Raw genomic sequence first — 25,317 nt, forward strand, 5'->3', positions numbered from 1 at the left:
CGCCGCCCGCTACCGTGCTGGCATGACTGAAGCGTGGTGGAGAGACCCGGCAGGGCTTCCCCCGGAGTGGGAACGGTCTTCCTCCAAGGGCGCCTCGACCGGGGCCACGGGGCAGGAGCTGCCGGAGGGTGTGACCCGCTCGCGGGACGAAGTGCAGACGCTGCGGGACGATGCTCTCGCCTCGCTGCCCCTCGACCCGGTGGAAGTCCGCGTCTCCTGGTGCTCCCCCCGCGGCCTGGCCAGCGGGCTGGAAGGGATCATCGACACCACCAGGTGGCTGCTGGGCGAGCGGGAGGCAGCCCCCATCTCGGTGGAGAGCCACCCGTACCCGCGCCTGCCGGTCAAGTCGGTCAGGCTGCACGCCCAGGACGCCGTCTTCGAGCACAAGTGGCCCGGGGTATCCGAGTGGTATGCCGGTGGGGTGAAGCGCACCGTGGAATGGGCCATGGGATTCTCCACCGCTGAGCGTCCGATCTCCGAGTAGGGCCTGGGCCGGACTGCAGCGGAGTGGCGGAGTCGGCGCCGTGGGCGTGTGGATGTATTGATCTCGGCTGTGCCCATAGGCTCCGGCCATGCTCATCGCGAACATGTCGCCCCGCACGACGGGCAAGACCACCGACACCGGGTGGCTGTCGCACGCCCTGCTGGAGGACGAGGAAGGCTACGACGTCGTCGGGTACGACGCCGACCACAGCAAGCAGTTCTGGAGCTGGAGCCAGCCGGAGAAGGGAAACTTCGCTTTCCCCGTGCACCTGCGGGCGTCCGCCAAGTTCCACCAGGAGGTCGTGCCGCCCACGGGCAAGGGCATCGCGATGGTGGACTGCGGGCACACCGAGAACCACATCTTCATCGCGGACTCCATTCTCCGCGTCGCCGACCTGGTGATCCTGCACATGTCGCCGACCTCTGGCGACTGGGAGCGGATCTGCGAGCCGGAGACCGCCAAGCCCTTCAAGGACATCCTGGCGAGCAGCGCCCCGCTGAGGGCCACCGGCAAGAAGCCCGAGACATGGGTGTTGCTCAACCGCACCGTGGCGAACGCGTCCTCGACCGGCTACTACCGCGAGGAGATGGCCAAGGAGGGGTACGAGGTGTTCACCACGGTCATCCCGCGTACCGAACGCTTCGGCGACTCGATGGGCGCCCCCGTGGAGGGGGCCGCCAAGACGGCGTTCGGCGCTCTGGTGACGGAGATGAAGAAGCGCGGGCTGCTGCCCGGCGGCCGGGAGGTCGGTCGGTGAGCCCTTCCCAAAAGGAGATCCGAGCACGGCGCGCTGCCGCAGCCGAGGCACGCCGACAGGCCGAGTCCGCGCCCGAAGCGCCAGCAGTCCCGGGCCCGGCAGGGGAAAGAACTCCGAAGGCGTCCGCCGCCGTGCCGGAGCCCTACCGCCCCCAGCCCTTCACTCCGGACCTGATCCCCGAGCCCGTCGAGGTCGAAGCCGAAGGCGCACTGACGCCCGAGGAGGTCGACACCCTGGGGCACTGTGAAGCGGCGTTCGCCAACGGCACCCGGGCTGAGTGGATGAAGTGGAAGGCCGCGCACGTCGTTCGCTCCCGGCGCCTGCACCGCGACGGCGGCCGGACGTGGGCGGACTACTGCCAGGACCAGTTCGGTGAGTCGGAGTCGGAGGTCAACCGGCGCATTCAGCAGTGGCCGCTACTCAGGGCCATCGCCGAGCAGCAGGACCGGCCCCGCTCGATTCCCGACTCCCACGTGCAGCAGCTGCTGCCGATGGTCGAGCAGCACGGGCGGGACATCACCGCTCGCGCGTACGTCGCGCTGCGGGTGTGGGCCGCCGAGCGCCGCCACCGCGTGACGGCCGGTGTGGTCGACGGACTGGTCGAGCTGGCCCGGAGTGCCGAGTCGCCGGCGCTGACGACCGCGAACACTTTTCAGCAGGCGATCGAGGCGAAGCCGAAGCGGGCGAAGAAGGCGTCCGCAGAGCCCCGGGAAGGGGCGCTGAGGACTGACAGTCGCCCAAATTCGGGTGACTCCGCAGCCCCCGCGGGCAAGGCTGACGAGACGGTGGTCGACGCCGAGATCGTCCAGGACGAACTCCCGGAGGACCGCCGGGCCGGCCAGATGCGCGATGTGCTGCAGGAGCTGCTGGCCGCGAGCGAAGAGGGCGGGCTGGAGGACGTCCCCACCGGGACGCTGAAGGAGATCAGCGCGGCGGCTCTGTCCATCGCGCAGCTGGCCGACGAGGTTCTCCAGAGCCGGTAGCCGGCGCACACGAGAGGGGGTCACCCAAATTTGGGTGACCCCCTCGCTCCGTGCTCAGGATCAGGTGTCGTCGCCTTCCGGCTCGCGGCGCCGAGCGATGTCCTTCTCTACACGTTCGAAGAACCGGTGGTCGACGAAGTCGCTCTCAGTGAAGGGCGGCGGCGGCGGATTCTCGTTCTCCATCGTCGGCTGCACCGGAACGGGAACCGGGTGCCGGGGCTTCGGGAGCCCGTCCCGAGGCATGCCGCAGGTGCTCAGCTCCTTCTCCAGGACTTTCTCGACATGGGGCCACCAGCGCGCGTGCCACTCGGAGACGCGGGTCGGAGGCGCCTTGTCCTCGTAGGACCACTCGTAGTTCCGCCACAGGGCCGTCAGCTCGATCACGAGCCGCTTGTGCAGGTACCAGCAGGGCCGCCACACCGGCCGGGCGTAGATGGGCCACAAAGTGTTCTGGCACCACTCGGTCAGTCCGTCCCACAGCTCCCGGGCCTGATCCTGGTCCAGGTCGTCGGTCCAGTTCGGGGTGGTGCCCGGCCATTCCGGCGGCGGCTCTTCTTCGGGGTCGGCCATGAGCTGGCCGACGGCTTCGACCACGGCGGCCAGCGACTCCTTGAGCTGGCCGACCTTCGTGTCGAGACCCTCCAGAGTGGCCGGGAGGTTCTCATCCTCCAGGGTCTGGAGACGGCCGCGGACAGCGGACAGATCGCCCGTCAGCCGCAGCAGCATCTCCATCGGGTCGAGTTTCATCTCCGCCATTTAGCGGCCCCACGGGTCATCGTCGTCGTTGAAGGCCGCGTACGGATCAGCAGCGTCCGTGCCGGTCTTGCTCAGGCGCGTCGGCTCGATCAGGTCTTCCTTGGGCTCCGGCTGCGGCGGCACCTGCTCCAGGTGTTCGGTGGGCGCGTAGCCAGGCTTGGGCGGCACCACCACCGGCGGCTGCCCTGCCCCCGGGGACAGGGGCGGAGCGTCCTCGCTCCCGGCGACCCGCAGATGACGTCCGGCCGGGGCGGAGGTCCAGGCGCTGGCCGCCGGGTCGGCCGTCCACGGGCTGGTCTCCGGCTCGGCCGGCGCCCAGGGGTCCTCCTGCCGAGGCGGGCCCCACACGTCGGCCGGAGCCGACAGCGGCGGGACCGCGGCAGCCGACTCCTTGCGCCTGCGTGCCTTGAGCACCTCCTTGGCCGCCTTCTTGTCGGCCTTCTCCGTTTCCTTGATGTCCTTGCGCTTCCAGACCGGGGTGAACTTCACGACGACGGGGCCGCCGAGGTGCTTGCGCAGCACGAGGATCTGCCCCGGTTCGAGATTCATGATCTGCGACGGGGTCATGGTCTCGACCTCGACCTGGGTGTGGGAGACGCTGGCGCGCATGGTGCCGTCCGGACCCGGGTTCGTGGAGCGGGATTCGCGCTTCACGTAGTGCTTGCCGCACAGCCGCGAGAGCCCCTCCAGGTGGTCTTCGTTCGAGAGGCCACCCAGGACGAGCTTCACGCAGTTGTCCCAAATGGTCTGGTACCCGTAGCGCCCCCAGCGCTCCATGATCTGTGCCGGGGACTGGAAGACCGCGTGGATGCTGATACCCAGGCCACGACTGTCAGCCGTCCACCGCTCCAGCGGCACGCTGCAGATCAGCGCCGCTTCGTCCAGGACCATCGTCCAGGGCGGGTCCAGGCGACCGCCCGGGTTCATCGGGGCCAGCGCGCGCGCTGCTTCGTACAGTTCGCCGGTGAAGGCGGTGAACAGCGGGCCGACGCTGCCCCTGCCGTCGTCGCGCCCGAGGAGGTAGAGGGTGTCCTGGGAACGCAGGTAGCCCGAGATGTCGAACTGGTCGACCTGGTGCGCCTTTTCGATGATCCGCTGTACGCGCGGCGCGTCGAGGAACATGAACGTCTTGGCCAGCGTGCCGAAGACGTTCTCACTGGTCGTGGGCTTGCCCTTGACCATCTGCACCTGCATCAGGTCTGCCTTCCAGCCGCGGGGGGCGACCGGGCGGTGCGGATTCCTGGGGTCGGGCTGCTCGAACTTCTCGAAAATCTTGATGGCCTCGGTGTTCGCGACGCTCTTGGACCAGCGCGCCACGTCCAGCAGGGACAGGTCCGCCGCGTCTGCAGCCCACAGGAACGCCTTCAGCACCGAGTAGCTGGCGCTCTCCCAGAAGCTGCGGTTCTCCAGGCCGGCGGTCGCATCCGACCCGTCCAGCAGGTACTTGGCCCTGCGCATCGACCGCTCGACGCCCAGTTCCGGGTCGGCGCAGCCGATCACCGGGTCCCAGGCGATGTCCGATGCCCGCGTGGCGATCCCCTGCGGGTTCCACACCAGGACACGTCCGACCCTGGATCGCAGCCGCTCCGTCCACTCGACCACGTCGAATTTGGTGCTGGTCGCGAGGACCGGGCCCTCTGCGTCGATGATCCAGTTGGCGATCTTCGCGGTCTTGCCCGCGCCCATCGGGGCGAGCATCAGGCTGCTCTCCTCGATGGACATGTACAGGTGCAAGCCGGTCTTGCGGCACTTGCCGATGTAGATGCCGACGGCGTTGGTGGGCACCGACCGTCCCGGCACGTCGGCCAGCGAGGGGCGCAGCGTGCGGCGCTTCTTGACCAGCTGGCGGCGGCTCAGGTTCGCGCGCAGCTCGCGCCGCCTGGCGAAGCCGTCGTCCTCCCGCGTGAGGTCGAAGTCCTTGCGCATCTTCGTGTAGCCGGCGCCCACCAGGCCCCCGATCACGGCCACGGACAGGAGGGGCTGCTCCGTCAGCAGCGCGCCGCCCGCCTCGGCGAGGCCGCCCACGACTGTGCCCAGCAGGTTGCCCGACCCGTCTTCGCTGGTCTGGGTTTCGGCCGCGAGGAGCGAGGCGGGGACGGCCAGTGCGGTGTAGCGCACGGTGGGGCGTCCGAAGACCGGCACCGCCGGAGTGTTCGGGGTGCCCTGGTGGGGCTTCCACGCTTCCTTCTCGGTCGGCGCCGGGACACGGTTGTCCGAGAGGGTGGTCGAGTCGTTCGGTTCGCTGGCCTTACTGTTGTCGCTCACGAAGGTCTCCTTCGTCGGGGCCCCGGAGGTGCTGTAGCCGCCAAGCTCTTCATGCACCACCGGGGCCACTCCTGTTTGTATACGCCGCATCACTGACAGATGCGGCCCTGATTTCCACTCTGCCCCCGTCAGCCTGTGGACAGATTTCACGCTCCGGACCCATGCCGCTCCGGGCTCAGGTACTCGGCCAGCAGGTCCGCGGAGATGTGGGTGCGTCGCACCGTGTCCACCTTCAGCTCTTCGCCCCGGTCCGCAGCTGCCTCGCAGATGACCTGAGCCAGCGGGCGACCCCGCAGGGCACGCTGCTGCTCGTTCAGCCCCCGGTAGATGTCGGCGACCAGCGCACGCGTGGGCTGACTCGTTGCGCCTTCCACATCGGCCTGCACCCGCGGGCCGGCCGAGTCCCCCCGAGCCGGGGACACCGAGGTCGGGCGGGGCTGCGCCGGAACCGTGGCCGCGTGCTCGCCTCGCGCCTGTTCCAGCGCCCTCAGCCGGGCGCCGAGAGCCCGCTTCTCCTCCGCCGCCTGGGCGAGCTTCCCCCGCAGCTCCTCCCTTTCCTCCTTGGCTTCGTGTGCCTTCTCGGCGAGCTGGTCCCGTTCCTGGACCAGGGCTTCGAGTCGCCCCTGGACCCTGCCGCTGGACGTGCTCAGCTCGGTGCGCTCCTCCTGCAGGGTCTGCAACTGCTCGCGCGTCCGGTCCAGCTCCTCCTTGGCTTCGTGTGCCTTCTCGGCGAGCTGGTCCCGTTCCTGGACCAGGGCTTCCAGCCGCTCCTGGACCCTGCCGCTGGACGTGCTCAGCTCGGTGCGCTCCTCCTGCAGGGTCTGCAACTGCTCGCGCGTCCGGTCCAGCTCCTCCTTGACCTGCCGGTAGAGCTGATCGGCCCTCGTGTCGCTCTCCTCGAGCCGCTCACGTTCCTCGACCGCCTTCTGCAGACGGTCCTGCTCCTCCGTGGCCTCCTTCTCCGCGGACTCGAGACGTCCCAGCACCTCATCCAGCTGCTCCTGGGCTTCGGTCACCTTCTGTTCGGCGGCGTCCATGCGCCGCTCCGCCTCGGCCGCCGCCTCCTCGGCGCTCCTGGCACGCTTCGAGGACTTGACGAAGTCCGCGTTCGCGGCGATGTTCAGCTGCTCCAGCTTCTCCATCGCCGGGCTTTCCGGGCCGTAGTCCAGCATCGCGACATCGTCGGCGTTCGTCAGCCAGGCCATACGCTGCATCAGCTGCAGTCCCTGTTCCGGGTCCTGCGTGTCTGCCAGCTCCAGAGCGGACTGTGCCCGGGGACGGACCTTCGTCTTCAGCTCCTTGTTGAGCGCCACCAGCCGCTTCTGGGCCTGCTGCAGCTGGCCGCGGGACATCGGCTTCCCGTCCAGGCCGGGAGTCGTGGCGCGTTCTACCGCGAGTTCCAGCTCCTGCTTCTCCGTCAGGACGCCGCGCAGGGCGTACGAGGCGTCAGCCGCATCCCGGGCGCGGGCCCGGCGGACCATCTCGTCCGCGCGGTCGGTGACGTCCAGACCGGCTTTGCGGAAAAAGTAGGCCCACAGACGCCGCCACAGCAGGCCGATCAGCCGCAGCGGGCCCGGTTTGACGCCTTCGGGGCGCTTCTCCTGCTCCTCCGGGTCGTCGCTGTCCAGCGCGTTTTTCAGCGGGACCTGGATGACCCACGCGGCACCGATCGGCATCGCGGCCAGCCAGGGCGCCGACCAGATGTTCGGCGCGTGCTGGAAGTTCGCCACTGCGGACAGGAGGACGAAGGACCAGGCCGTGGCGCGCATGACCCGCATGGGTCGGGTCCAGCCCTTGCGGGGGTCGGCCATCCGGAACATCTGCGAGAACAGCCGCAGCTGAAGGATGTCGAACATCGACATAAAGCCGATGGCGAAGAAGAACGACAAGTCGGCCGTCTGCGTCGCGAAGCCCCACAGGCCATGGAGGCTGACCGCGAACCCGCCCAGCAGCGGCTTGTAGTCCATCTGCAGGGGCTCGGGCGGCAGCGGCTGCCCATCCTCGCGTGCCTGGACCACGAGGTCGCGGTGGTACTGCTCCCGCTCCGCCCGGCGCTTGGATGCCCGGCTCCAGAGGGCGAAGCCGAAGACCAGCGCGACGATGAGTACCCCGCCGGCAACTGCTGCCAGCACCCAGGCCGGGGCATCGGTGATGGCGCGTTCGGCCGTGCCCCGCCAGTCCACCGGACCGACGTCGGCTGCCGCTGACCAGTGAGAAGGAGTGTTCACACTCTGGTCATTGGCCATGAGGTCACCTCCGATTCCTAGGCGTTGCGCTTGGAGAGGTACTCGTCGAGCGCCGCATCGACGAGGTCCTGCAGATTGACGTCGTGTCCGGCGGCGTAGAGCTTGGCCCGCTTGCGGGTCGATGCGCGGACGCGGGCGGAGAAGTTGACGCGCTCCTCAGACTCGGGGGTCTGCTGCGGTTCGCCCTGCTGCGGCACTTTGGCTCCTGACGGTGGTCGTTCCAGTGTTCCGAGCACACTAGGCCCTCTCGTTGGCTTCTTGGTTTCCGTGCTTGCCCGGCAACTGTACTGCCAACAAGCACGCTTGCCAACAATCATGGAAAACCGGATCCGAGAATGTTGACAAGCTGGCCACGGTGAGAGGTAATGGAAGTGCGAGAGGGCCGGGTTTGCCGACCCGGCCCTCTCCGACCGGGGCTTGCCGGCCCCAGCCATGACCGGACAGGCGTAGCACCGCCTTCCGGTCCCGGGACACCCCTGATCTGGAGGGATCTCCATGAGCCAGTCTCTCAGCCTCATCCCCGGCGCCGACATCACGGTCGACGACTTCCCGGCCCTGCGCTTGTCGCCCGAGGGGGTCCGCGCCCTGCCGGTCCTCACCGGTCCGCGTCTCGCGGTCGTCGGGCGGATCGGCCCGACGTGCCGGGACTGCCGCGACTTCGAGCGCGTGGTCACCCGCACCGGCGTCGCCGTCTGCGCCAACCCGGTGCACGCGAAGGACAAGGACAAGGGCAGGCCGCAGCTGCCGATGCGCCCCACCCCGCACGAGCGGGACGGCCGTCAGGGCTCCCCGCAGCCGGCGCGGCCCCACCCCGGCAGCCGCTCCGTGCTCGCGGGGCGGTGACGGCATGAGCGTCCAGTCGCCCGAGGCGTCCTCCGCTCCCCAGTCCTGCGGCTGCAACGGCGGCCAGGTGATGGCCACCGTCAACCGCTGCGGTGCGGACGGAGAGCCGTACCAGTCCCTTGAGATGCAGAACTGCCCGAGCTGCAACGGCTCCGGACAGCGCTGACCCTCATCCCTTCTCTGGTTCGCCGGACGGGTGAGAAGCAGCCGCTGCTCCCCGTCCGGCGGGCCCGCACCCAGGAGTCTGTTGTGCGCACCCCTTCCCGGCTGACGACGACGTTGGCCACCTTCCTGTTCTCCTCCCCCACGCCCACCCCCGACTTCCCCCGCGACCCGGAGCGCCTCGGCGAGATGATCCGGGAGGCCGAGGCCAGGCTGGGCACCGCCGACGCGGCGCTGTCGAGCCTCGCGTACGCCTACGGCGACCACCCCGAGACCGCCGCCGAGCGGATGGCCACGTGCCTGCGCGCGGTCAAGGTCGTCCGCCCCCAGGTCCACCTGCCCCAGCAGAAGTCGGCGGTGGCGCGATGACGGTCGAATACCGCAGCGCGCTGGCCGCCCTGACTGCCGCAGCACTGCTCCTAGCGCTGGCCACAGGAGCCGGAGCCGGGCTGCAGACAGCAGCCGCTCTCGCGCTGCTCGGGTACGCCGGTGCGGTCTGGGCGCTCACCTCGCTGCTGCAGATCCGCTGCTGGGCTGTGCTGCGCGCTACCAGCCGAGGGCTGGTCGTGGCCGCCGTGCTCGCAGCGCTCGTCCTGGTCGGTATCGGCAAGGCCCTCGCGGAGGTGGCGAGCTGATGCCCCGCGCGCTGAGTATCCGCCAGCCCTGGGCCGCAGCCATCGCCCACGGACCCAAACGGGTCGAGAACCGCAGCTGGTTCGCCACCTACCGGGGCCCCCTGCTGCTCCACAGCTCGAAGACCCTCGACCGGACGGCCATGCGGCACCCCCTGATCAGCCCGATCCTGCGAGGGCTCCCGCTCGAAACCGGCGCCGTGGTCGGTGTTGCCCAGCTGGTCGACTGGCACCGGGACGACGGGGAGTGCACCCCCTGGTCCTTCCCCGGTCACCACCACCTGGTGCTGGAGGAGGTCACCCCGCTCCCCCTGCCGGTGCCGGTCGCACAGGGCGCGCTGCAGCTGTGGACCCCCTCCGAGGAGCTGCTGGAGCAGGTCCGCATCCAGCTGGACGAACGCTGGACGGAGGCCCTGCGGTGAAGACGACCCTCCGCACTCGCGTCTACGAGCAGGTGACCACCGTCCTCGCGGCTGTGGTCGGCCCGCTCCCCTACCTGGTGTGCGACTGCCGCCGCTGCGGCCAGGTCGCCCAGGCCAACCCGCCCGCGTGGAAACCGCCGTGCCGCTGCGCCCGGCCGCGTCCCCGCTGGCTGCCCCGACGGGCACGGCACGAGGACCTCCTGCACTACCCCCTCTACCTCGCGGCGCACTGCGCGCCGTCCACCGACACGGGAGGCGAGCAGTGAGCATCACCTTCACGGACATCTTCTGCGGCGCCGGCGGCTCCTCGACCGGTCTGGTCGATGCCGGGTTCGAGCTGAAGCTGGCTGCCAACCACTGGGCGCGCGCGATCGAGACGCACAGCGCCAACCACCGCAGTGCCGACCATCTGTGCGCGGACATCAACAACTACGACATGCGGCGGCTGCCTCGCACCGACGTGCTGTGGGCTTCCCCGATCTGCACCGAGCTGAGCCCCGCGGGCGGCCGTCGCCGCAAAGCAGCCCCGGGCGCCGGTCAGCTGGCACTGGAGGAGTTCGGGCCGGTCTCCCAGGACGCCTTCGACCGGACCCGGGCCACGTTCTGGGACGTCATCCGCGCCACCGAGGTCAACCGCTACAAGGCCGTACTGGTGGAGAACGTCATGGAAGCGGCCGACTGGGAGCTGTTCGACGTCTGGCTGGCCGGGATGCGCACTCTCGGATACCGCCACCAGTTCGTCTCGGTCTCCTCCGCACACGCCGGCGAGGACGGCAACCTGGCCGCTCCGCAGTGGCGCGACCGCATCTACATCGTGCTCACCCGAACCGAACTGCCGCTGCCCGACGTCGAGCCCAGGCCGCTGGCCTGGTGCCCGGTGTGCGAGGAGACGGTCCACGCGGTGCAGTCCTGGAAGAAGCCCGGAGCCCGGAAGCTGGGCAAGTACGGGCAGCAGTACGTCTATCGGTGCCCCCACGGTGCCCGGTGCCGCCACAGCGTCGTGGACCCGTATGTGCGCCCGGCCGCCAGCGTCATCGACTGGTCGAACCTGGGGGTGCGGATCGGGGACCGGGCCGCCGAGGGGCTGCGCCCCCTGGCCGCCACCACGGTCAAGCGCATCCGCAAGGGCCTGCAGATGCTGGGCCAGCGCCGCATGGTGCTGACCGTCAACCACGGCGGGCACGACGGCCGGGCCGTGCCCGCCGACCAAGCCCCTCTCTCCGCCCGCACGGTGAGGATCGGAGACGCGGTGCTGGTGCCCTCCGGCGGCACCTGGAACACCACGGCCACCAGCACCGCCGAGCCGATGCGGACCCGACTGGCGAACCCCAAAGGGTTCGAGTCCCTGGTCACTCCCCCGCAGGCGGACGACTCCTTCATCGTCACCCTGCGCCGCAACGCCGCCTCCCGCAGCGTGCACGAGCCCGTCGACACCGTGACCGGGCAGGGACGGCACCACTGGCTGGTGATCCCCTACCGCAACGCCGCCGCCAAGTCCGTGACCGACCCACTGCACACCCTGGGCACCGTGGACTCGGCCGGGCTGCTGGGGGCGGCGCCGCAGCTGGAGGACTGCCACTACCGCATGATCCAGCCGCGCGAGCAGTTGATGGCCCAGCGCTTCCCCGCCGAGTACGTCGTCACGGGCAACAAGGGCGAGCAGACCATGCAGGCAGGGAACGCGGTCTCCTGCAACGTCGCCCAGTGGCTGGGCCAGCGCCTCGCGGAGGTGCTGTGATGCCGAAGGCCTTCGATCCTGAGATGAACGGCGGACGCCAGCTGGACCTGCTGGACCTAGTCGTCGCCGCCGAGCCGGAGCCCGCCCGCGTGGCGGGCCCGGCCCCCGGGCCGACCACCGTGGTCTGCCTCAAGGGCCGCCGGGGCGATCCCTCCATCGCGGACGTGCTCTACGTCGGGCGCCCCATGTACCAGGGCGGTTGGAAGCTGGCCGGTCACCTGCTCGCCAACCCGTACCGGGTCGGCCGTGACGGCACGCCGGAGCAGGTCGTCGCACGGTACGAGCAGTGGCTGGACCAGCACGCCGACCTCGTAGCCCGAGAGCTGCCCAAGCTGCGCGGCCGACGCCTGGGCTGCTGGTGCGCCGAGGGACAGCCGTGCCACGCCCGGGTGCTGGCCCGCCGAGCCGATGAGGGTGCGCGATGACCCGGCTGACGCGGCGTGCGGAAGAGGCGTTACTGGGAGCGGCTCTCTTCCGTCCCGAGATCCTCCCGGCGATGCAGTGGGTACCGCCCGGTGCCTTCTCCCGCCCCGATCACGGCGCTCTGTGGCGGACGCTCCACGCGATCGACTTCTCCCAGGTTCCGCGCGCGGAGATTCCGGCCGTTGTGACCAGGGCCGTGGAGCGGATCGAGGACCGGGGCATCCGGAACTGCCTGTCGCCCCAGCGTCTCCAGCAGCTGGCCGGCGCCTGCCCGAACCCGCGCACTGCTGCGCTGTACGGCGGCATGACGGTCGAGGGAGGCGTGCACCGCGCGGTCGAGGACACCGGAGACCGGCTGCGGGCCGCTGCCCAGCAGGCCGATGTCGAGCAGGCCGGTGACACGGTCGGCCAGGCGCAGGTTGCCCGGGAGCGGTTCGCCTCGCTGCACCAGGCGTGGCTCAGCACCCCGGAGCAGGTGCGGGTGCTGCTGGACACCCAGCACGACCAGCGGCTGCCGGAGCCGGAGGCTCAGCAGGCCCGGCGCCCGGAGCGGCTGGACCTGCAGGCCGAGTTCGACGTCGTGGCCTCCTTGCAGTGGGACTCCCGCCAGGTGGGGGACATCCCCTGGCTGCAGGACCAGGACTTCGCCGACCCTGCACTGCGCACCGCCTACGGCGCGATCACCGCGCTGCACGAGCGCCAGTCCCCGGTCGATGACCTGACTGTGGCGTGGGAGGCCGCCCGTCGCGGGGGCCCGCAGCCCAGCGAACAGCTGCTGGCCGACCTCGCCCGGCACGGAAGCGGGGGCATCGCAGCCCACGCGGGTGCACGTGTTCTGAGTACCGCGGCGCTGGACCGCCTGGAGACAGCAGGGGGGCAGGTGCGCGATGCCGGACGCTCCCCCGCCCTGGCTCCCAGCGCTCTGGTCGTCCGCGCTGAGCAGTCCCTGCAGCCCTCTCTCACCGACGAGCGGCGCATCCACCACGCCGAGCGCGAGCCCGAGCTGGCCGACGGCAAGGAGCCCTCCCCACCGGCTCACCCCGCACATGAAGTCCCCGCCCTTTCCGAGATGGAGATGTGACCATGAACGAGCCGGTTCGTTTCGACCCGACCGACTACCTTCTCAGCCATGAGCGGCAGATCACCGCCCCGCACCTGCCCGGCGTCGCCGCGCTGCCGCCCACCCGCTCCGCGCTCCGGGTCCTGTGGGAGCACCTGGGGCGTATCGCCCCGGGACTGGTCACCACCGCGGCGACCGCCCTTGCCTGGGGGTGGCACGCTCAGATGCCCGCTGGCTCCACCCAGCCGCTGTGGATCAGCGGCCTGCTGGCCGCCTTCGCCGCGGCGGCCGGCACCGTCTCCGCGGCCAAGAAGAACGGCAGCGTCGATGTCACCCGCACCGCGTTCGCGGGCGCCGGCACGCTCGCCCTGATCGGTGTCGCGGCCTGGACGCCGCTGTGGACGGTGCGCGTCCTGATGTGGCTGTTGGGCACCGCCGCCGTCTACGCGGTCTGCGCCCCGCTGTGGCGCAGTGACCGCCGCCTGGAGCAAGAGCAGCGACACGAGCAGCTGCTGGCCCGGACCGATGCCCAGACCCGTCTGGCTGTCACCGCGGTCGAACAGCAGGCCCGCGTCGCCGAGGCACAGTGGCAGTACCGCACCGAAGCGGCCCGCGCGCAGGCGATCAGCACCAGCGTCGAGGCGCTGGTGGCCGCGAACGAGATGCGCGAGCAGCGTGCGATCACCCCGGGCAACGAGCTGAACGTCGCAGCCCTGCTGCAGGCAGCCGGCCACGAGGCCCCGCGCGAGCTGGCCGCCGACGAGCGCGACGGGCAGGCGCCCCGGTGAAGCCGACCACGCCGCAAGGACGCCTGCTGCATCAGTGGCAGGGCCACGTCGTGCAGGTCGACGCGCATGGGCTTGCGGTCGACGGGCAGACCATCGACCCGACCCCGCTCACCGAGCGGGACGCCGTCCTCCCTTCCCAGTGTCCGCTCACACACCCGGCATTCCAGCTGCTGGCCGACGGCGGACTCGTCTACCGCGGGCACGTCCAGGCGCACCTCGAATACGACCAGGTCACTGTCTACGGCCCGCAGGGAGCCGCCTGGCCGCCCTGCGGGCAGCAGCCGCCCAGCCCGGCCGACGAAGAACCCGACAACCTCGACTTCGAGCTTTGAGCGACGACCGAAAGAGAGCCCGACGTATGACTGACGACCAGGACCGCCAGGGCCACATCGCCGGACTGCTCCCGGCACTGGCCCAGCTCGACCTCACCGCCGGCGAGCTGGACCAGCACCGGACCACCCGAGACATCAGCGCCCAGGTCAGCACCTACGACCACCAAGCCGCCCATGCCCGCCACCTGATCCTCTCCGCAAGTGCCACCTGCCAGGAAGTGGAGGAGGCCGAGCGCCTGCACCGAGGCGACGGGGAAAAGGGGTTCGCCGCGCGCGGCTACGACCACGCACTCCACCCCCGACAATACGAAGACGCCGAAGTGGAGCTGTGAACAACCAGGTCTGAGCGTGACCCGGTGGGGCCCCGGCTGCACGGCGGGGCCCCACCCGTCGAAGGGAGGGAACGAGAGATATGGACGAGCCAGTCCCCGAGGCCGAACTCCTCTACGAGGACGACAGCCTCACCGCAGTCCCCACCACGTGGGACGACATCGAGATCAGCGAGACCCAGCGGGTAGGCGACACCCAGTACACCCGGGGCGTGATCAAGGGCAGCGGGCAGGAGCGGATCTGGGCGGAACGCGACTTCGGTCAGGGCCTGCGCAACACCGAGGAAGTCACCACCGCGGACGATGTGCCCCCGGGCCGCATCAACAGCGTGTGGCGCGAGCTGACCGGCCCGGACGCTCCCACGGACCTGGACGCGCAGATCGCCGCCCAGGACACGGCCGTGCAGCGCGAGCAGACCGACTATCACCACACGCTCGCCCAGTACGAGCAGGAGCTGGCACCGTCCGCCGAGCTGGCCGAGCGCCGCGCGGCCGTCGAGCAGGAGCTGGAGGCCGACCCTGGCCACGGCGCCCTGCAGGAGGAACACGGCGCCCTGGAACGGGCCGCCGCCGTCGAACAGGACCTGGTGCTGACCCAGGCAGAGGCCGACCTCTCGGACGCCAGCTCTGCCCCCACATCCGTCGGCGAGTCGGGCATCGACCTGGACGGCGAGTGGGATACCGCGCAGGACGTCGACTACGGCGACGACATCGACATGTGAACACTCCACGACATAGCCCCTGACAGAGGTATCTGTCAGGGGCTATGTCCGTGAGTACGGTGTGATCCATGAGCACGCAGGGGGCAGAACGGCGGGGACATGTGCTGATGCTCGCCGGCGACACAGCCACTCACCGCCGCCGACCGCAACTGCTGCCCAGCCACAATCTCGCCGCGCTGGCAACGGCCCCGGCCCAAGCGCTGCTGGGAACCACGGACCCGACCGACGTCGCGATGCTGGACGGAGCACGAGACCCCCACCTGGTACGGGCTCGGTTGCAGATGGCCGCTGACACCAGCGGAGACCTGCTGGTCTACCTCTCGGCCCGGCTGGTGGTCGATCGCAAGTCCCATGCCCTGCACCTTGCGCTGCCCGGCGCTACCAAGCCCACCGTCCGGTACACCGCGCTGCCGTGGGACTGGCTGCGCACCGAGCTGCGGAACAGACCGCCGATGACGACCACCCTGGCGGTCGACCTGGTCGCCGAGCCCCAGGCCGTCAGTGTCCTGGCCGCCGGCGAAGCCGAGCGGCTGGCCGCCGGGTTGACCCTGGTCGGTGTCATCTCGCCTTCCACCGCGCCGACCGTCACCGGGCCCAGCCCCTACACCCGGCATCTCGCCGAACGCCTCCGGCAGGGCGAGGGCCCCGTCGCTCAGCTCCATCCCCAGGCCGTGGCAGCCGCCGACCTACCCGCGGACACCCTCGTTCTCCCCGTTGCACCACAGCAGGCTGCTCTACCAGCACCACCGCCCACCAGCCGTACCCAGATGCTGCCGCGTAGGCGCCTCGAGGCGGACGCCGACGACGTGGCCCCCGGGCTGGAATCCCGCCCAGCGCTCGACCCCGCTCTGCTGCCGTCCGCCGCTCCCGCCCCGACCCGGCCGCCTGCGCCGGAACCCGCACTGGCCCCCGAATCGCGGGCACCTCACCCGACAGTTCCTGCACGGCCCACCGCGCCCGTCCCGGTTCCGGCTCAGCGCCCCGCAGCCCTGGCCGAGCCCGGCACCGGCCAGCAGGACCCCCGCCCTCGTATTCACGCCCTGGCCCAGGCTGGCAGGCACAGGGAGGCGGCCCGGGAAGCGCAGGTGTGGGAACAGCATGTGCTGCAGACCTGCGGCATCGACTCTCCGCAGGCCACCCAGTGGCTCGAAATCCGTGCCGACCTCGCCAAGATGGCCACGGACTTCACACTGGCGACGCACCTGTGGATCGCGGCCGGGCGCACCCGCCTTGCCCACCAGGCAACCGACGCACCCGAGGTCCTCACAGCAGGGCAGAGCGCGCACTACTGCTGGACCCACATCCAGGACCCCGCCAAAGCCCGCGACTGCGGCCCCGACCTGATCAGCCTTCTGCGGACCCTGCCCGCGCTGGACCGGCGCCATCTGTCGATGGCCCAGCAGCGCCTGGAGTACCTCCAGCAGATGACGCGATAACAAGCCCTGTGGGTGGCGCTTCCGACTCGACCGCCCGCCGCAGCGCCTCCATCTTCGGTGGCAGCAGGCGTTCCAGACCGTACTGCCGCCGCCCCCGCCTGTAGCTGCTGACCAACCCGTTGCTCTCCAGCGGCACTCCCGGCGGACGGTGCAGCGTGGCACCCTCCCGGGCGGGGTGCCCGTCGTGGTTGTGCCACAGCGACACCCACAGCCGCGACGTGCCGCGGGCCCGGCGCACCAGGTCCGCGCGCAGCGGCAGCCACCGCCCAAGCGCTGCCTGTCCCAGCGGCGACAAGGCGACCTCGCCCCCCGCCCCGTCCGAGATCGCACGGCGTCCGGGGGCGAGGTCGGAGAGCCGCAGACCCGACAGCTGTCCCGAGGACAGGGCCGCATCCAGGACCAGAGCGAGCACCGCCGTCAGCCGGACCTGCCCCGGCGGCATCCAGCCGGCCAGGTCCCGGTCGAGCTGGCGCCGCAACGTGGCAAGGGCCGAAGAATCCGGCGTGGTCCGCAGAGGGACACTCTCGCCACCGAGCTTGACCCGAGGCAGCCCCAGCGCCTCCCGCAGCAGCTCCAGGCACTGACGGCGCGCAACGTTGGTCGCCACCGACGTGGGCGGGCGACCGCCCTCGACTGCGCGCGCCCGCAGCACACCGGACTCCGCCAGCCGCAGGTACGGCGTCAGTGTCTCGTCTTCCAACAGCCGCCGCAGACTGCGGCGAGCCGCCACCGGCAGCGCGTCACGAACCAGCGCCCGCTGCATCTCCCCGCGGACCATGGACAGGTGACGCGCACGAGAAGGCCCGACGGCAAGGCCGTCCAGCAGCTGCTCCAATGCGATGATCGAGGCAAACTCCGACACCCCGTGATTGTGGCACCGGCAGCCCCGGCCCGAGCCGGGAAGGGCAGCGCAATCCACCAGCTGCGCCGGACACGCAACGGCGAACGGCCCCTCGAATGAGGGGCCGTATATGAAACCATCACTGCTCAGAGTCCTACTCTTGACGCGCTTCGGTGTTCTCCCGAATCGCCGCGGCGACGTCCAGCAGTCCGTACGCGACGGCGGCCAGACCCTCTCCGATCGCGTCGGTGAGCCTCTCCTCGCCCTCCCGGCCGGCAGCCGCGTCCGCTCTACGTTCTGCGTAGTCGCCCCAGACGCTCTTCTGCAACCTCGCCCCCTCTCCCCACGCCGCCAGGCCATCCGACGGACGCCTGCACCCTCCCCCTCCATGGCGGGGGCGAACCGCTCCTCTGCCGCCGATCCGCGCGGTTCAGTTGGGAGTGCGTGTCAGGGCTCCGGCAAGGTCCCGCGCCAGGGCGTAGCCGGGGCTGTCGTCCAGCAGTTCCTTGCGGCGGTTGTAGCGCTGGGTGGTGCGGGAGTCCTTGTGATCGGCCCAGCGCTGGACCCTGTCCGGCCGGGCGTCCGGCTGGGCCAGGGCGTGCGTGACGGCGTCGCCCTTGATGCCGTGCGGGCCGCGCAGTGGCAGCCCCGCGCGGCGGGCGAGGGACTGCAGTAGTCGCCACACCGCAGGTTCGTCGAGCCGACGCCCGGACGTGGTCTGGAAGAGCCACCCCTCGGTGCGTCCGTCGAGGTACTCCTGGAGGGCGTGCCAGGCGACCGGCGGGATGGGCTTGGAGGCCCAGCTGCCGCCCTTCACTCTCATCTTGAGGACATGGTGACCCCTGTCGTAGCCGAGGTGCTCGACCCGGGCCGCGAGGAGGGAGTCGATGCGCAGGCAGCAGGTGTAGAGGACGAGCACCAGGGCGTAGGCGCGCTTGCGGTAGGCGGCAGCCCGGTGGTGGTCCCGCGCCGTGGCCAGGAGCAGGGCGAATTCCTGCTCGGTGTAGCCAGGGGTGGGCGAGTAGTCGGGGTCGAGCACCGGGCGCCGCACCGCAGCGAAGGGGTTCCTCACTCCCTCGTCGCTGACCACGTCCAGGTACGCGAAGAACGAGCTGGCTGCGGACAACGCGTTCGCTCGGGAGGCGTCCGAGTACGGCGGCCCCGTCCGAGCCATCTCGCCACGCCGGACGCCCTTGACCCGCACCCAGGTGGGCGCGTTCTCCAGGTACAGACGGAAGGTGTCGGCCAGTGCGAACCTCACCGCCATCGGATGCGTGCCGTGTTCCCGCGCGAACTCCTCGAACGTCTTGAAGCCGCGGGCGTAGGACCTCTGGGTATTGGCCGAGCGCTGGTGGGCGATCCAGGAAGCCGCGAGCGTGGGTAGCACATCGTCCTCCCCGTAGAGGTCGAGGAGGAAGTCATGCAGCTTCCGGGCGTGCTCGGGCCACTGGGCGCGCGGGTCCCGCCGCGGTGTGTCGAGTGCCTGGCGCGGTGCGCCGCGGAGTGCCCCGGGGCTCACCGGCCCGCCCCCAGACCGGAGGAATCCGCCTGCCAGTAGTCGCGGGCGAATTCCGGCAGGTAGTCGGGGTGGTCGCTCCACTCTGCCGCGATGGTGCGCAGGTCTTCCCAGGCGAAGGCGCCCACCAGCTGACCCGGCAGTGGGTCCCCGCCCTCCCCCGTCGCTCCCAGGACCGCCCGCCGAGCACGCAGTTGCTGCACGGTGTAGCGCAGGGCTCGCAGAGTCCGGGAGTCCCCGTCGACCCCCCGCGGATGCGGCCCCGTGGGGCCGGGTGCGGTGCACCGGTCGTCGAGGCGCGCGTGGATGAAGTCGGCGATGCGGATCAGGGCCGCACTCTCGACCGCCATAGGGGGCTCCGTTCTAACGCAGGTGACCGGTCCAGGAAACCGCCAGAGCGGGCAGCGGGTCCTCCTCGCCGCACAGCGCCACCAGGAAGTGGTACAGGCGATGGGTGTGCTCGGGCCGGGCCTGCGGGCCGGAGGCAAAGTCAGAATCGTGCATAGGCGTTGTCCCGGCAGGTCTCGCAGAGTTCGGCTTCGTGGAGGGCGTAGTGGACGGCCTGGCCGCAGTGGTCGCAGACTCCGTCGAAGACGGTGCCGTCGGCGAAGCAGATCAGCACCGCCTCTTCGGGCCCGGAGGCGACGGGGACGGCTAGCGCCGCAGTGGCCCCGCACCACTCGCACATGTGGACTGGCCCGTAGCCGCCGCCGGTCACCGCGGTGTATTCGTCGGTGCCGGCGTAGTCCCAGGCGGCCTCCTCCGGAGTGCCGTATCCGCGTCGGCACAGCGCGCAGACGACCGTGTCCGAGCCGTCGAGCATCACGGTGAACTGGCCGCAGGACAGGCAGGCGACGGTGGAGCCGCTGTGGGACTCCAGGGCGGTACGCAACGGGGCGAGGCGGCGCTCGACCAGCGCCTGGATGGGCGCCATGCCGGCGCGGACGTGCTCCAGGGCAGTGTCGGCGGCTGGCCAGTCCTCCCTGGGCACGTGCGGCAGCAGGTCGTCGGCGACGAAGTCGAGCAGCGTGTCGAGGACCGGTATGGACAGGGCTTCCAGCGCCATGGTGTCGCTGTCGGTGACGCCCAGGTGTTGGAACCGGTTGCGCATCCGGCCGAGTGTGGTGAAGGCGCTGGTGGCGGACTCCAGGTCCGTACCGGGGGTGCAGTGCTCGCGGAGGAGCTTCACCGCGGTCTCCAACTTGACGCTGTGGAAGTCGCCTTCCCTGTCCTTCCGGGAGTCGAATCTCTCGGGGTTCGACCACACCAGCTGTTTGTCCGCGATGGCGAGGCGGGCTTTGAGGAGCGTCTCGGCCGCAGCCTGCAGGTGCAGGGTGGCGTACTTCAGGCTGCGCGGGTCCGGCTCACTGTCCTCGGTGCCGGCGAGATGGGTCACTGCGCTCTCCAGGTAGTCGAGCCCGTTGAGGACCGGCGGGAAGTGCACCGGCCGTCTCCCGTCGCCCGCTGTCGCTCCGGTCTGTTCCGGGTGTCCTGCCATCGGTCCCCCCTGGCTCGAAGAGCCCACAGGATAACGGTAATTATCCTGTGCCTTCCTTCGCCACCCGCGCGGCGCAATCCGTGCCGCGCCGGAGGTGGTCCCCGGGAGACGGCCTCAGTCCGCGGCCATCTTGATCCAGCGCCCGCCCGGGTCGGTGTCAGCGCGGACGTCCCAGTACCGGGGGTCCGGCTTGCCCGCCCGCACGTCGCCGACCACCTGATCGATCCACGCGGCGAAGCCAGTCTGAGCCTCACCAACGAGCCGGCGGGCAGCCTCATGGCTCATCCCGGAAGGCAGCCCGACTTCGTGTGCGGTGACGTCGTAGCGGATACCGTGCGGGGCGAGCCGCTCGCGGAGGACCTCGCGCCAACCGACATCGACCGCGTCGAAGTCCCACACCTCTTCAGTGCCGAGCACGCAGTCCGGCGTGCCCCGATCCCCTTCACGTTCGATCAGCACGTCGGAGAGGTCGCTGCGGTCACACAGCCCCAGTTCCTCATCCCACACAACAGAAGCGGTCTCGGTCATACGGCGATTGTGCGGCCGGCCTTGCTGCGCACCCTTGTTGGACTGTGCGACATCCCGTGAGTTCTCTCGGACGGTGGAGATTTCACCCTCTCGAAGCCGAAGACGAAAAGGACTCGAAGAAGTCCGGCGGCACCGAGATGGACCAGAGCCTCCGCCAAAGCGCACTCATATCGATTCCGAGCACCGCGACTCCTTCCCTTCGACGGAACTCTTTGCCTTCTCTGGCGGTTTACCCGCGAGTAGAGAAGGCGTCCTGTACCCCAAGTTCACCCCCTCCGCGCAGACGTCACAGGCTCTGAACTGCGGTTTCGTCACGTGAGGGCGGGGATGTCCACAGACCCCCGCAGCGACCCAAGCATGCTGTCGTACGGGCCGATACTCTGGTGTGCCACACGGCAACTACAGCCGCGCCTGGAGCAGTTCGACCAGGAGTGGCGCCGCGCCAACGGCGTTGCCGTGTCACGTAGTCCGAGCCGTGCCTGCCGAGAGGAGACAGCGAGACGCGGGAAACACTGCGGCCCCCTGCGCCAACAGGGGGCCGCTCACGTAGTCCGATGCGCCCCGTCCGAAGTGGAGGAAGCCATCAGTTCCGTTAACGAGACTAGCCGTACCCAAGATCAAAAACCATCCGAGATACGCCGCCGCGCCCGCGCGCTGGCCCGCACCGCCGGTCACGGCCTGATTCGCGGAGCCGCCTCCGCCACCGGAGCCGCAATGGTGACCTGGCTGCTGACGTGGTGGATCCAACGTCACTGACCAACACGAGTGGCGACATCCTTCCTGAACACACCTGAAGGGCGGAGCGGCCCCAAGCGCGCTCCGCCCTTCGGCTCGCCCGTACCCCTCCAGTCGACCGCGATAGCGCCTCAGCTCACACAGTCGAGCCGCGCACTGCGCTCGGAGTGCCTGCCCGCTGGGACGCGGCGGCACAGGGCGAAGGGCGTCTTGGTCCCATCCAGCCAGCCGCCCTCGCACATCTGTCGCATCACCTCGTTCAGCAGGGCCGGTCTCGTATTGACTGGCCACAGGGATTCCTCACCCCAGAAGCGTCGCCAGCTCGGCCCGTGCCCGTGCTGATCACGGTAGGCATCAATCCACGCGAGCGCCCGCTCGCGCCAGCGCGAGTCCTCCGTGAGTGCCGCCGCCTGCTCGCGGACAGTGATGCTGGCATTCCACCACCTCCACCCCGATCTCGACGGTCACCTCCGGACACAACGGGCAGGCCACCGCCGTAGCGATGGACGCCTGAACCCGCACCGCGCGCTGCTGGCGGGCCGCCTGCCGATCCCGAGACACCGTCATGCCCACAGCTTCTCCAGGCCACCCATCCGGCTCAAGACGACACGACGGCCGTCGAGCAGGAGGGCTCCAAAGCTGCCCCCGATGAGATCCGGCCAATTCCTTGAAACCACTTTCAACGCGCGCCGCTTCATGGGAGGTTGAAAGTGGTTTCAGGACGGATGGGCCGTCCACCGACGGAAGGGCAGACATGAGTGACGCATTGACCGTGCGGCGAGTCCCGGAGGACTGGACCCCGCCCGAGGGCTGGCAGCGCCGGCCCACCGACAACGGCGGGGAGGAGGTCCTGGGCTGGCTCGCGACCGTCGTCTACACCCTGGACCTCACCACCCGGGAGCTGATCGCCTCCCCGGTGGAGAACCCGGGCCCCGACGGGCGGGACTCCGAGGTGCTTGCGCAGCTGGGTGAGCACGTCTACTACTCGCACATCCTGAGCGGCATCCTCCCGGCCCGGATCCAGCTGGACCATCTCCCCCTGGACTGGTGGCCGCAGCTGGCAACCCCCGCCGCGATCAACGCGCTCCTGGAGCAAGTGGAGCCGCTGGCACGCGAGATCGCCGACGGGGCGCTCCGCGTCACCGGGCAGCCGGGCACCACGCTGGACTGGTCACCCATCGCCGCCGACGCCTATGGCGCCGCGAGCCACCTGATCAACCGGTTCCCCTACCGCGGCGGTGAGCACGATTTCCCCCGTCCCCGGGGAGCCTGGTACCTGGACACCGCCGAAGTCTTCCGGCACCGGCCCGACCTGATCGACCCGGCCTGGGCCGACTACGGCGACCAGGACCTCTCCCGCGTGGTCTCCGCCATCGCCCGGAGCATCACCGACGCCGCCGACGACGACCCCGAGCTGCACGAGACCCTGGTCGGCCTCTCCCGCGACTCCCAGTGCCCGCCCACCCCCTACGACGGCCGGACCCCCACGCTGCACCCGGTGGGCGTGCGCAGCTGGCTGCACCACTACCGCCGCCAGCAGGCCGACGGGCTGGAGCCGGTCGACGTCCGCTGGTGGGACGCCAGCGGCGTGCACGCACACCGCATCCAGGACACCACCGACGACGACGAGCTGCGCCAGATCACCGCCCGCGCCGTCAAGGAAGCCGCCGCCCAGGGCATCAAACTGCTGGGCACCGACCGGTGGGCCGAGGACCTGCGCCGCGCCCGGCGCACGGACATCCGCGAGCAGCTGGCCGCCATCGGCGCCGAGATCAGCGAGACCGAAGCCAAGCTCAAGCCCAAGAAGAAGCAGCGGCGCGCGCTGCTGGCCCGCGTCCTGACCTGGGACACCGAGGCCACGGACTCCGGCCTCGGCCGCATCTCCGGGCTGTCCCACACCGCCGTGCGCTCCATGCGCGACGCCCTCAACGACGACACCGACGACTGACGCGACGCGACCTCAACAAGACGCCGTCGAGCGCGGACCGCACGACAGCACCACCCGGGGCCGCAGCCATTCGAGCTGGCTGCGGACCCGGGATGCCAAGGCACAGCCCCCGTCCGGGAGCCGGGCGGGCCAACCAGCGAAGGAGTAACCGATGACCGAACTTGCCGAGACGATCCGCTACACCGCCGACGTGGTGGTCACCACGACCGACGGCCGCGTCCTCCTCATCGAGCGGGACTGGCCCCCCTACGAGGGCGCGTGGGCGCTGCCCGGCGGGCACGTCGACCCGGGCGAGACCAGCCGTGAGGCCGCCGCCCGGGAACTCGCCGAGGAGACCGGCGTGCACGCGGCGCCGGACGAACTGGAGCAGATCGGCCCGTTCGACGCTCCGGGCCGTGACCCGCGCGGGCGGTACGTCACCGTCGCCTACCACCTCACCGTCGTCTCCGGCACGCCCGCCCAGGCAGGCGACGACGCCCGCGACACCCGCTGGTGGCCGCTGAACGACCTGCCGCCGCTGGCCTTCGACCACGCCGACATCCTCGCCAAGGCCACCGCCAGCCGCTGACCGTCCGGCCCACCGCATAGGGGCGCCCGCAGCCATTCGAGCTGGCTGCGGGCGCTTTTGCCGACTCTAGCCCGGCCGCTCACCTCGAAGAAGGAGAGCCCGGAGCCAAAGCAGCTGGCTCCGGGGCTCACGCGCTCGGTAACGGCAACCACGACGGCACACCGCACCACCGTCGCCGTTCGACAGCCCGTCACGGGGTCGGAGTGGCCTTCAGGCGGGCTACGAGGGAGGGGTGGGGGGCGCGTCGTCCGTGATGGAGCTGGCACACCGCCGCGGGACCGGGCCGCCGTACTGCCCCCGTCACGGACGCGCGAGCGTGAGCAGACCAGACTCCCCAGTCGTGGCCGAGGGGGCGCACCTGCTGCCGCGCAGTGGTGCCGGCCGCAGTGGTCGCTCCGCGTCGGTGCGGGCATCGCTGTAGCGCAGGAGCATGACGAATACCGCCTCGCGTGCAGCGATGCACGTCTGGTCGCGCGGCTCCCCACCGGAATCCGACTGCCAGGCCCCAGACCTCCCGTATCGGCATCGCAGGAAGGAATCCAGGCCCGCAGTCCGCCCGGCAGGCCCGTGCCGAGCAGCCGGAGATGGCGACCAGCCGCCTGGCCCGGACAGGACTCAACCGGTACAGACAGTGCGGGCGGACCGCACCGGGGCCAGTCCGCCCGTGTAACCGCCGAGCCGGGGGAGAGGTTGGTGTGTGGATCACGAGTCGCGCAGGGAGGGGTAAGGGATGGCGTCCTACGAGGACAAGGCGAAGGCGTACATCAAGCAGGCCGAGGAGACGGTGGCCAAGGTGACGGACCCGGGGCAGAAGGCGACGGTGTACGCGTTGCTGGCGCTGACCAACGCGGTGCTGGAGACGGATAATGACATCTACCGACTGCGCGGTCCCCTTACGGACCTCAGCGAGCGCGTGAGCTGAGCACCGGTCCCGTTGCGAGTCTGCTGATGCCGACGTCGCCGGCGGCGGTCGCGGCGAGATGGATGTTCCTCAACCCCCTGACCGTACGGGGCCGGGCACATACCAGCGGCTGAGCAGCGTGGTACCCGGGGGCTTCGCCGCCCCCGGGGCCCCGCTGCCCCGTCCCTCCCCGGCGCGAAACGGTTTCGTCGTGGTGCAGATCCGTGCGCGCCGGGAAGCAACGGGGGTGTGGGCAGGGGCTGAGGTCCGGCCGGGGCTGGGCCACGAACCGGGGCCGGGCTGCGGTCGCCTGCAGCAGGTCCGGGAGGCACTCAAATCGGGTGTCCTGCCGTACGGTCGCTGACTCAGCCTTCCGTCCTGAATGCCTTGATTCGCCCTAATCA

Annotated in this window: 31 protein-coding genes; 20 read left to right on the forward strand and 11 right to left on the reverse strand. The window is 70.4% G+C overall.

Annotated elements, in window-relative coordinates:
- Nucleotides 1-22: 22 nt before the first annotated feature.
- The 3 genes from P2424_RS30680 to P2424_RS30690 all read left to right on the forward strand — a co-directional run bounded on the left by P2424_RS30680 (nucleotide 23) and on the right by P2424_RS30690 (nucleotide 2,224).
- The gene (locus P2424_RS30680; protein WP_276479324.1) at nucleotides 23-484 is read left to right on the forward strand and encodes a hypothetical protein; all 462 of its coding nucleotides are present in this window, start codon (nucleotides 23-25) and stop codon (nucleotides 482-484) included.
- 88 nt (nucleotides 485-572) lie between these two features.
- Nucleotides 573-1,241 carry a plasmid partition protein gene (locus tag P2424_RS30685; protein WP_276479325.1) on the forward strand — a complete coding sequence of 223 codons (669 nt, stop codon included), beginning with the start codon at nucleotides 573-575 and terminating at the stop codon, nucleotides 1,239-1,241.
- 131 nt (nucleotides 1,242-1,372) lie between these two features.
- Nucleotides 1,373-2,224: a hypothetical protein gene (locus P2424_RS30690; protein ID WP_276479326.1), complete on the forward strand. Its 852-nt coding sequence runs from the start codon at nucleotides 1,373-1,375 to the stop codon at nucleotides 2,222-2,224.
- 60 nt (nucleotides 2,225-2,284) lie between these two features.
- Here P2424_RS30690 and P2424_RS30695 read toward each other — a convergent pair whose 3' ends face one another.
- The 4 genes from P2424_RS30695 to P2424_RS30710 all read right to left on the reverse strand — a co-directional run bounded on the left by P2424_RS30695 (nucleotide 2,285) and on the right by P2424_RS30710 (nucleotide 7,727).
- Nucleotides 2,285-2,980, reverse strand: coding sequence for a hypothetical protein (locus tag P2424_RS30695; protein WP_276479327.1), 696 nt, complete (start codon nucleotides 2,978-2,980; stop codon nucleotides 2,285-2,287).
- Nucleotides 2,981-5,245 carry a TraM recognition domain-containing protein gene (locus tag P2424_RS30700; protein ID WP_276479328.1) on the reverse strand — a complete coding sequence of 755 codons (2,265 nt, stop codon included), beginning with the start codon at nucleotides 5,243-5,245 and terminating at the stop codon, nucleotides 2,981-2,983.
- A gap of 146 nt (nucleotides 5,246-5,391) precedes the next feature.
- Nucleotides 5,392-7,491 (reverse strand): DUF2637 domain-containing protein, encoded by a 2,100-nt coding sequence (locus P2424_RS30705; protein ID WP_276479329.1) that lies wholly within the window; start codon nucleotides 7,489-7,491, stop codon nucleotides 5,392-5,394.
- 17 nt (nucleotides 7,492-7,508) lie between these two features.
- Entirely contained in the window at nucleotides 7,509-7,727 is a 219-nt protein-coding gene (locus P2424_RS30710) for a hypothetical protein (protein WP_276479330.1), read from the reverse strand.
- A 259-nt stretch (nucleotides 7,728-7,986) separates the two neighbouring features.
- On the opposite strand from P2424_RS30710, the gene P2424_RS30715 reads away from it, so the two are divergent.
- The 14 genes from P2424_RS30715 (at nucleotide 7,987) to P2424_RS30780 (ending at nucleotide 16,378) form a co-directional block, all read left to right on the forward strand.
- Nucleotides 7,987-8,334 (forward strand): hypothetical protein, encoded by a 348-nt coding sequence (locus P2424_RS30715; protein WP_276479331.1) that lies wholly within the window; start codon nucleotides 7,987-7,989, stop codon nucleotides 8,332-8,334.
- Between the two features lie 4 nt (nucleotides 8,335-8,338).
- Entirely contained in the window at nucleotides 8,339-8,500 is a 162-nt protein-coding gene (locus tag P2424_RS30720; RefSeq protein WP_276479332.1) for a hypothetical protein, read from the forward strand.
- 83 nt (nucleotides 8,501-8,583) lie between these two features.
- Nucleotides 8,584-8,865 carry a hypothetical protein gene (locus P2424_RS30725; protein WP_276479333.1) on the forward strand — a complete coding sequence of 94 codons (282 nt, stop codon included), beginning with the start codon at nucleotides 8,584-8,586 and terminating at the stop codon, nucleotides 8,863-8,865.
- Nucleotides 8,862-9,131: a hypothetical protein gene (locus tag P2424_RS30730; protein ID WP_276479334.1), complete on the forward strand. Its 270-nt coding sequence runs from the start codon at nucleotides 8,862-8,864 to the stop codon at nucleotides 9,129-9,131. Before P2424_RS30725 ends, P2424_RS30730 begins: the two co-directional genes overlap by 4 nt.
- Complete coding sequence (locus P2424_RS30735) at nucleotides 9,131-9,550, forward strand: ASCH domain-containing protein (RefSeq protein WP_276479335.1); 420 nt, start codon at nucleotides 9,131-9,133, stop codon at nucleotides 9,548-9,550. Before P2424_RS30730 ends, P2424_RS30735 begins: the two co-directional genes overlap by 1 nt.
- On the forward strand, nucleotides 9,547-9,816 hold the full coding sequence (locus P2424_RS30740) for a hypothetical protein (protein ID WP_276479336.1): 270 nt from the start codon (nucleotides 9,547-9,549) through the stop codon (nucleotides 9,814-9,816). The genes P2424_RS30735 and P2424_RS30740 overlap by 4 nt, the downstream gene beginning before the upstream one ends.
- A complete protein-coding gene (locus P2424_RS30745; RefSeq protein ID WP_276479337.1) occupies nucleotides 9,813-11,288 on the forward strand; it encodes a DNA cytosine methyltransferase in 1,476 nt (491 codons plus the stop codon). The genes P2424_RS30740 and P2424_RS30745 overlap by 4 nt, the downstream gene beginning before the upstream one ends.
- The gene (locus P2424_RS30750) at nucleotides 11,288-11,713 is read left to right on the forward strand and encodes a DUF4326 domain-containing protein (RefSeq protein ID WP_276479301.1); all 426 of its coding nucleotides are present in this window, start codon (nucleotides 11,288-11,290) and stop codon (nucleotides 11,711-11,713) included. The genes P2424_RS30745 and P2424_RS30750 overlap by 1 nt, the downstream gene beginning before the upstream one ends.
- Nucleotides 11,710-12,792, forward strand: a complete 1,083-nt coding sequence (locus tag P2424_RS30755; RefSeq protein WP_276479302.1) for a DnaB-like helicase N-terminal domain-containing protein — start codon at nucleotides 11,710-11,712, stop codon at nucleotides 12,790-12,792. The genes P2424_RS30750 and P2424_RS30755 overlap by 4 nt, the downstream gene beginning before the upstream one ends.
- Nucleotides 12,793-12,794: 2 nt before the next feature.
- Nucleotides 12,795-13,559 carry a hypothetical protein gene (locus tag P2424_RS30760; protein WP_276479303.1) on the forward strand — a complete coding sequence of 255 codons (765 nt, stop codon included), beginning with the start codon at nucleotides 12,795-12,797 and terminating at the stop codon, nucleotides 13,557-13,559.
- Entirely contained in the window at nucleotides 13,556-13,891 is a 336-nt protein-coding gene (locus P2424_RS30765) for a hypothetical protein (RefSeq protein ID WP_276479304.1), read from the forward strand. Before P2424_RS30760 ends, P2424_RS30765 begins: the two co-directional genes overlap by 4 nt.
- 26 nt (nucleotides 13,892-13,917) lie before the next feature.
- Nucleotides 13,918-14,223, forward strand: coding sequence for a hypothetical protein (locus P2424_RS30770; RefSeq protein ID WP_276479305.1), 306 nt, complete (start codon nucleotides 13,918-13,920; stop codon nucleotides 14,221-14,223).
- Between the two features lie 80 nt (nucleotides 14,224-14,303).
- Entirely contained in the window at nucleotides 14,304-14,942 is a 639-nt protein-coding gene (locus tag P2424_RS30775; RefSeq protein WP_276479306.1) for a hypothetical protein, read from the forward strand.
- A 68-nt stretch (nucleotides 14,943-15,010) separates the two neighbouring features.
- On the forward strand, nucleotides 15,011-16,378 hold the full coding sequence (locus P2424_RS30780; RefSeq protein ID WP_276479307.1) for a hypothetical protein: 1,368 nt from the start codon (nucleotides 15,011-15,013) through the stop codon (nucleotides 16,376-16,378).
- On the opposite strand, the gene P2424_RS30785 is transcribed toward P2424_RS30780, so the two are convergent.
- The 7 genes from P2424_RS30785 to P2424_RS30815 all read right to left on the reverse strand — a co-directional run bounded on the left by P2424_RS30785 (nucleotide 16,287) and on the right by P2424_RS30815 (nucleotide 20,761).
- Nucleotides 16,287-17,240 carry a hypothetical protein gene (locus P2424_RS30785; RefSeq protein ID WP_276479308.1) on the reverse strand — a complete coding sequence of 318 codons (954 nt, stop codon included), beginning with the start codon at nucleotides 17,238-17,240 and terminating at the stop codon, nucleotides 16,287-16,289. The genes P2424_RS30780 and P2424_RS30785 overlap by 92 nt on opposite strands.
- Before the next feature lie 133 nt (nucleotides 17,241-17,373).
- Complete coding sequence (locus P2424_RS30790; protein ID WP_276479309.1) at nucleotides 17,374-17,547, reverse strand: hypothetical protein; 174 nt, start codon at nucleotides 17,545-17,547, stop codon at nucleotides 17,374-17,376.
- A gap of 102 nt (nucleotides 17,548-17,649) precedes the next feature.
- The gene (locus P2424_RS30795) at nucleotides 17,650-18,738 is read right to left on the reverse strand and encodes a tyrosine-type recombinase/integrase (protein WP_276479310.1); all 1,089 of its coding nucleotides are present in this window, start codon (nucleotides 18,736-18,738) and stop codon (nucleotides 17,650-17,652) included.
- Entirely contained in the window at nucleotides 18,735-19,085 is a 351-nt protein-coding gene (locus P2424_RS30800; RefSeq protein ID WP_276479311.1) for a hypothetical protein, read from the reverse strand. The genes P2424_RS30795 and P2424_RS30800 overlap by 4 nt, the downstream gene beginning before the upstream one ends.
- 13 nt (nucleotides 19,086-19,098) lie before the next feature.
- Nucleotides 19,099-19,239 (reverse strand): hypothetical protein, encoded by a 141-nt coding sequence (locus P2424_RS30805; RefSeq protein ID WP_276479312.1) that lies wholly within the window; start codon nucleotides 19,237-19,239, stop codon nucleotides 19,099-19,101.
- Complete coding sequence (locus P2424_RS30810; protein ID WP_276479313.1) at nucleotides 19,226-20,233, reverse strand: hypothetical protein; 1,008 nt, start codon at nucleotides 20,231-20,233, stop codon at nucleotides 19,226-19,228. Before P2424_RS30810 ends, P2424_RS30805 begins: the two co-directional genes overlap by 14 nt.
- Before the next feature lie 114 nt (nucleotides 20,234-20,347).
- The gene (locus tag P2424_RS30815; protein WP_276479314.1) at nucleotides 20,348-20,761 is read right to left on the reverse strand and encodes a hypothetical protein; all 414 of its coding nucleotides are present in this window, start codon (nucleotides 20,759-20,761) and stop codon (nucleotides 20,348-20,350) included.
- Nucleotides 20,762-22,250: 1,489 nt separating this feature from the next.
- Here P2424_RS30815 and P2424_RS30820 point away from each other — a divergent pair.
- The 3 genes from P2424_RS30820 (at nucleotide 22,251) to P2424_RS30830 (ending at nucleotide 24,934) form a co-directional block, all read left to right on the forward strand.
- Nucleotides 22,251-23,444 carry a hypothetical protein gene (locus tag P2424_RS30820; RefSeq protein ID WP_276479315.1) on the forward strand — a complete coding sequence of 398 codons (1,194 nt, stop codon included), beginning with the start codon at nucleotides 22,251-22,253 and terminating at the stop codon, nucleotides 23,442-23,444.
- Between the two features lie 151 nt (nucleotides 23,445-23,595).
- On the forward strand, nucleotides 23,596-24,012 hold the full coding sequence (locus P2424_RS30825) for an NUDIX hydrolase (protein ID WP_276479316.1): 417 nt from the start codon (nucleotides 23,596-23,598) through the stop codon (nucleotides 24,010-24,012).
- 730 nt (nucleotides 24,013-24,742) lie between these two features.
- Nucleotides 24,743-24,934, forward strand: a complete 192-nt coding sequence (locus P2424_RS30830; protein WP_276479317.1) for a hypothetical protein — start codon at nucleotides 24,743-24,745, stop codon at nucleotides 24,932-24,934.
- Nucleotides 24,935-25,317: the final 383 nt, after the last annotated feature.

The organism is Streptomyces sp. WMMB303, from assembly GCF_029351045.1.
In the GTDB taxonomy this organism is placed as follows: Bacteria; Actinomycetota; Actinomycetes; order Streptomycetales; family Streptomycetaceae; genus Streptomyces.

Coding starts and splice junctions, on each gene's coding strand:
- P2424_RS30830 (WP_276479317.1), top strand. CDS start 24,743: ATGGCGTCCTACGAGGACAAGGCGAAGGCGTACATCAAGCAGGCCGAG.
- P2424_RS30815 (WP_276479314.1), bottom strand. CDS start 20,761: ATGACCGAGACCGCTTCTGTTGTGTGGGATGAGGAACTGGGGCTGTGT.
- P2424_RS30760 (WP_276479303.1), top strand. CDS start 12,795: ATGAACGAGCCGGTTCGTTTCGACCCGACCGACTACCTTCTCAGCCAT.
- P2424_RS30715 (WP_276479331.1), top strand. CDS start 7,987: ATGAGCCAGTCTCTCAGCCTCATCCCCGGCGCCGACATCACGGTCGAC.
- P2424_RS30775 (WP_276479306.1), top strand. CDS start 14,304: ATGGACGAGCCAGTCCCCGAGGCCGAACTCCTCTACGAGGACGACAGC.
- P2424_RS30780 (WP_276479307.1), top strand. CDS start 15,011: ATGAGCACGCAGGGGGCAGAACGGCGGGGACATGTGCTGATGCTCGCC.
- P2424_RS30720 (WP_276479332.1), top strand. CDS start 8,339: ATGAGCGTCCAGTCGCCCGAGGCGTCCTCCGCTCCCCAGTCCTGCGGC.
- P2424_RS30805 (WP_276479312.1), bottom strand. CDS start 19,239: ATGCACGATTCTGACTTTGCCTCCGGCCCGCAGGCCCGGCCCGAGCAC.
- P2424_RS30825 (WP_276479316.1), top strand. CDS start 23,596: ATGACCGAACTTGCCGAGACGATCCGCTACACCGCCGACGTGGTGGTC.
- P2424_RS30730 (WP_276479334.1), top strand. CDS start 8,862: ATGACGGTCGAATACCGCAGCGCGCTGGCCGCCCTGACTGCCGCAGCA.
- P2424_RS30705 (WP_276479329.1), bottom strand. CDS start 7,491: ATGGCCAATGACCAGAGTGTGAACACTCCTTCTCACTGGTCAGCGGCA.
- P2424_RS30820 (WP_276479315.1), top strand. CDS start 22,251: ATGAGTGACGCATTGACCGTGCGGCGAGTCCCGGAGGACTGGACCCCG.
- P2424_RS30695 (WP_276479327.1), bottom strand. CDS start 2,980: ATGGCGGAGATGAAACTCGACCCGATGGAGATGCTGCTGCGGCTGACG.
- P2424_RS30735 (WP_276479335.1), top strand. CDS start 9,131: ATGCCCCGCGCGCTGAGTATCCGCCAGCCCTGGGCCGCAGCCATCGCC.
- P2424_RS30680 (WP_276479324.1), top strand. CDS start 23: ATGACTGAAGCGTGGTGGAGAGACCCGGCAGGGCTTCCCCCGGAGTGG.
- P2424_RS30685 (WP_276479325.1), top strand. CDS start 573: ATGCTCATCGCGAACATGTCGCCCCGCACGACGGGCAAGACCACCGAC.
- P2424_RS30750 (WP_276479301.1), top strand. CDS start 11,288: ATGCCGAAGGCCTTCGATCCTGAGATGAACGGCGGACGCCAGCTGGAC.
- P2424_RS30810 (WP_276479313.1), bottom strand. CDS start 20,233: ATGGCAGGACACCCGGAACAGACCGGAGCGACAGCGGGCGACGGGAGA.
- P2424_RS30755 (WP_276479302.1), top strand. CDS start 11,710: ATGACCCGGCTGACGCGGCGTGCGGAAGAGGCGTTACTGGGAGCGGCT.
- P2424_RS30770 (WP_276479305.1), top strand. CDS start 13,918: ATGACTGACGACCAGGACCGCCAGGGCCACATCGCCGGACTGCTCCCG.
- P2424_RS30800 (WP_276479311.1), bottom strand. CDS start 19,085: ATGGCGGTCGAGAGTGCGGCCCTGATCCGCATCGCCGACTTCATCCAC.